This window comes from Nocardiopsis sp. TNDT3 (assembly GCF_003427465.1).
Taxonomy (GTDB): Bacteria; Actinomycetota; Actinomycetes; order Streptosporangiales; family Streptosporangiaceae; genus Nocardiopsis; species Nocardiopsis dassonvillei.
The window spans coordinates 1-2,207 of the sequence record NZ_QPFC01001142.1 but is presented as its reverse complement, the minus strand read 5'-3'; the positions used below and the strand labels follow the sequence as shown (position 1 = coordinate 2,207).

The window sequence follows — 2,207 nt, the reverse complement described above, 5'->3', positions numbered from 1 at the left end:
GACGCCCACCCGCCCATCACGCCCAGGTCCGTATCCACAAGAAATGGATTCCCGTGTGAACGCACATCTCGCAACCGCTCCGGAGAGCCGGGCTCCCGCAGCCGCCGACCGTGGCGGAGCCCCCGCGGCGATCGTCGGTGTCGGAACGGCGGTCCCGCCCACCTCCTACTCCCAGGACGAACTCCTGGAGATCTTCGACATCCGGGATCCGAGAATCCGCTCGGTCTTCCGCAACAGCGCCATCGACCGGCGCCACCTCACCCTCCCCCCGGAGGGGCCGGACGGCGGACGGGTCATGGAGGTCCAGGGAGAGCTGCTGGACAAGCACAGGCGGCAGGGTGTCGACATGGGAGCCCGCGCCCTCCAGGAGTGCCTGAAGAGGGCGGGGGCCGACCTGTCCGACATCGGCTACCTGTGCTGTGTCACCACGACCGGCTTCCTCACCCCGGGGTTCAGCGCCCTGCTCATCCGTGAGCTGGGCATCCCCTCCAGCGCCAGCCGTCTGGACGTCGTCGGAATGGGCTGCAACGCGGGGCTGAACGCGCTCAACGCCGTCGCCGGGTGGGCGCGGGCCCACCCCGGCAAGCTCGCCGTCATGGTGTGCATCGAGGCCTGCTCCGCCGCCTACGTGTTCGACGGGACGATGCGCACGTCCGTGGTGAACAGCCTGTTCGGAGACGGTTCGGCCGCGATCGCCGTGGTCTCCGGCGACACCGCGGACCGCCCGGAGCCCACCGGTCCGCGTCTGCTGAAGTTCTCCAGCCAGATCATCGTGGACGCCCTTCCCGCCATGCGCTACGACTGGGACTCCGAGCAGGGCCGGTTCAGCTTCTTCCTGGACCCCGAGGTGCCCTACGTCGTGGGGGCCCACGCCAACATCATCATCGACCGCCTGCTGGACGGCACCGGGTTGCGCCGCAGCGACATCCGGCACTGGACGGTGCACTCCGGCGGCAAGAAGGTCATCGATTCGGTCATGGTCAACCTCGGCCTGACCAGGTACGACGTCCGGCACACGACGAGCGTGCTCCGCGACTACGGCAACCTGTCCAGCGGTTCCTTCCTGTTCTCGTACCAGCAGCTCCTGGAGGAGGGCGTCGCCTCCCCCGGCGACCACAGCGTCCTCATGACCATGGGTCCCGGATCGACGATCGAGGCAGCGCTGTGCCAGTGGTGACAACCCCTTCGAACAGAGGAGACACAGTGACCAGTACGTCCAACGACGGCAACGCGCCGGACCTGCGGATCGACGGCTCGCTTCCGTTGTCCGCCGCGCTCGTGGCCGAGGTGAACGCGTTCGCGGACGCGTGTGAGGACGCGGGCCCCGGGACCGTCGGAACGCTTCGCCTCCGGGGGGTCCCCACGGGCCTTCCCGTGTCCGACGAGGTCACCGTCCACACGGTGAACAAGTGGGAGCGGGCGCTGCGCCGTCTGGAGCGGGTGGATATCGCCACCGTGGCGATCGTCGAGGCGGACTGCGGCGGGGTCGCGGCCGAACTCCTCCTTTCCAGCGACCTCAGGATCATGGCGCCCGGGTCGAGCCTGCGCTTCCCCGCGACGGAGGAGACCGCGTGGCCCGGCATGGTCCTGTACCGCCTGCGCCAGCAGGCCGGGCACGGAGCGGCCCGCCGTTGCTCGCTGCTGGGTCTTCCGTTCCCGGCGGAGGAGGCCCGTGGGCTGGGTCTGGTGGACGAGGTGCTCGACCCGGCGGACGCGAGGGTGGAGTCCCTGTTGGCGTCGGTCGCCACCCGGTCCGGGCCGGAGTTCGCGATCCGTCGCCGCCTGGCGATGGAGGCGTCCTCGACGGCCTTCGAGGACGCCCTGGGCCGCCACCTGTCGGCCTGTGACCGTGAGCTGAGGCGTCTGCGGGACGAGACCCCGTCGAAGGAACCGGCACGCGTGTGACGCGCATCCGGCTGGGCGCCCCTCACGCGGGGGAAGGCGCCCGGCCGAATTCCGGAACACGGTACCGAAACCTCCTGCATTGTTGAACGAAAATCCGCCCAAAACTCCATCCATTCGGTTTGGGCGACTATTCGGGTGGTGGCGGCTGTCCAGACATTTTCGGCGATCCGGACGGCGGGGGCCTGCGCTCCGCACAGGCTGGCGGGGATCCCGGCGGCGGGCCGGGGCGTGTCCTCCGGGCTGTTCGCCCGTTTTCCCGCCGCCGGACGTGCGCGGTGAGCGGGGGTGGGATCGGCCGGGGG

The 2,207-nt window shown here is 70.0% G+C and carries 2 protein-coding genes; both read left to right on the top strand.

All coding sequences use genetic code 11. From position 1 onward, the window contains the following. The first annotated feature begins 55 nt into the window (after positions 1 to 55). Positions 56 to 1,177 carry a 3,5-dihydroxyphenylacetyl-CoA synthase DpgA gene (dpgA, locus tag DQW06_RS24880; RefSeq protein WP_232833144.1) on the top strand — a complete coding sequence of 374 codons (1,122 nt, stop codon included), beginning with the start codon at positions 56 to 58 and terminating at the stop codon, positions 1,175 to 1,177. Between the two features lie 26 nt (positions 1,178 to 1,203). Beyond that, positions 1,204 to 1,905 carry an enoyl-CoA-hydratase DpgB gene (dpgB, locus tag DQW06_RS24875; protein ID WP_117199420.1) on the top strand — a complete coding sequence of 234 codons (702 nt, stop codon included), beginning with the start codon at positions 1,204 to 1,206 and terminating at the stop codon, positions 1,903 to 1,905. Positions 1,906 to 2,207: the final 302 nt, after the last annotated feature.